Source organism: Nostocoides australiense Ben110 (assembly GCF_001050535.1).
In the GTDB taxonomy this organism is placed as follows: Bacteria; Actinomycetota; Actinomycetes; order Actinomycetales; family Dermatophilaceae; genus Nostocoides_A; species Nostocoides_A australiense.
Genome location: NZ_HG764815.1, coordinates 3,265,954 through 3,268,278, shown reverse-complemented (window position 1 = coordinate 3,268,278; position 2,325 = coordinate 3,265,954). Strand labels below are relative to the sequence as shown.

Here is a 2,325-nt window from a genome sequence, read left to right as displayed (position 1 = left end):
CCCCCCCCCCGCCTCGATCCGCGGGCTGGGGCCGGCGCTGGTCGACGTGCTCGGCAACGACCGCGACCCGGCGGGCGCGCTGCTGACCGTGCAGTCGGCCACCGCGAGCCCTGCGGACGCGCTGTCCGTCGCGATCGTCGGCGGCCGCTGGTTGCGGCTGACCCCGACCGGCGTGGCCACGAAAACCCCTCCGCTGGTGACATATTCGGTCACCAACGGGTCCGAGGCGACCATGGGACAGGTCGAGGTCGCGATGCTGCCCGGCGTCGAGGAGGACCGCATCACCGTCCGCTCCGACACCGCCACGGTGCGTGCGGGCGACTCCGTCCTGGCGCCCGTGCTGGACAACGACTCCACCCTCTCCGGGTCCGCCCTCACCCTGCTCGCCACCGTGCCCGACGCGCCGGCGCCCGGTCAGCTCCGGGTCACCGACCCGCTCGATCCGGGCACGACGAAAGCCGACGTCGGCGCGGCATACGTCTCGGGTCAGTCGATCCGCTATCTCGCGCCCGCGAAGGCCGCCTCCGCCCGCACGATCAATATCGACTACGTCGCGCAGACCGACACGGGCCAGAGCGCCGCCGGGCGGCTCACCGTCGTCGTGACACCCCGGCCCGGCCCCGAAGAGGTCAATTCCCTCCCGACCCCCGAGGGCCTCGAAGCGCGGGTCGTGCAGGGCGGCAATGTCACCATCCCGGTGCCGACGACCGGGCACGATCCCGACGGTGACTCGACGATGGTCACCGGCCTCGCCTCGGCACCACGGCTCGGGCGGCTGGTCTCCTTCAGCCCCAATAGCCTTACCTACCAGGCGTATCCGAACTTCACCGGGTCCGACAGCTTCCGGTATGCCGTGACGGACGCCTTCGGTGGCGTCGCCGAGGCGACGGTGCGAGTCTCCGTCGTGCCCGCCGGCGACCCGCAGCCCGCGGTGCCGCTGCCGGACACCATCACCGCTGCGCCCGGCGCGACGGTGACGATCAACCCGCTCACCAACGATCTGTTCGCCGCGGGCGATCCGGTGCGCATCCACCCGCTCGCGGACCACAACCCGCACCTGCCGGCCGACGTGAAGCTCATCAGCGACACCGGGCCGATCACGGCGAAGGTCCCGAAGGTCGGCACGTCGGAGGTCATCAAGTACGGCCTGAGCGGCAACGCGGGCGCCTCGGCCCTGAGCACGGTCACCGTCCGCGCCGCCAAGGGGGCACAGATCCCGCCCCGGATCACCGACCACGTCGCCAAGGCCACCTCCGTCGACTCGACGACCGTCGACGTCCTCGCGGATGCCATCGACCCGGACGGGGATTCGAGCCGGTTGCGGGTCACCTCCGTCGCCCTGCCCGACGCCGGGGTCCGCGGCGGCCGGATCACCATCCCGGTCACCGACGCACCCCAGGCGGTGCCGTATGTCGTCACGGACACCTCCGGATCGAGTGCCGCCGCGGTCGTCTATGTCCCCGCCGCTGGATCGGGCGGACCCTTCGCGGTGCCCGGCGCGTCGATCGCGATCAAGGAGGGCGGCAGCGTCAAGGTCGACCTCGCCGACCTGGTCCGCTCACCCACCGGGAGCCCGGTGACCCTGGCCGACCAGACGGACCCGATCATCACCACGCCGGCGAAAGCGTTCTCCGCGAAGGCTTCTCGCACCACGCTGACGCTCACCGCGGCCAAGGGGTATGCCGGTCCCGCCGCCTTGATCCTCGCCGTCACCGACCGCACGGGAGCCGACCGCGAGGCAACTCCCGCGTCGTTGGTGAGCATCCCGGTGCAGATCGGCGATGACGCGCCGATCCTGCGCTGCCCGAACCTGATCTGGGACTTGGTGGCCGGCGCCGACCCGGTCGATATCGACGTCGCGAGCGTCTGCCACGTGTGGACCGCCGACCCCGCCGCGGCGGGCCGGCTCACCTTCGACGCGTCATGGACGCAACCCGCCGACGGGGTGACGATCGCGGGATCGGGCACGGACCGCATACGACTGACGGCGCAGCCGGCGGCACGCGCAGGCACCGAGGGCGAGTTCGAGGTGAAAGTTCGGGGCGAGTCGAGCGAGCCCGCGCGGATGCGGGTGCGGGTGACCGACGATCTGCCGCTGCCGACGATCCTTCCGGTGCGACTCGATCACGTGGCCGCGGGCCAGTCGGTCGACGTCGACCTCGCCGAGTCGATGACCTCGCCGTTGCCGAACCCGGCCTTCCGGGTGCTGTCGGCGAGCCCGGCCGGCGGGGCCGCGGTGGGCGTGCAGACCTCCGGCTCGCACCTGACGTTGACCCCGGCCGCCGACGCGTCCGGTGTCCTGACGGTCGCCGTCGCGGCCACCGA

1 protein-coding gene is annotated in these 2,325 nt (G+C 72.4%); it reads left to right on the top strand.

Going from position 1 to position 2,325, the window contains the following annotated elements; all coding sequences use genetic code 11:
• A partial coding sequence (locus BN11_RS24055; protein WP_048699305.1) for an Ig-like domain-containing protein occupies nucleotides 1-2,325 on the top strand: 2,325 nt, incomplete at both ends.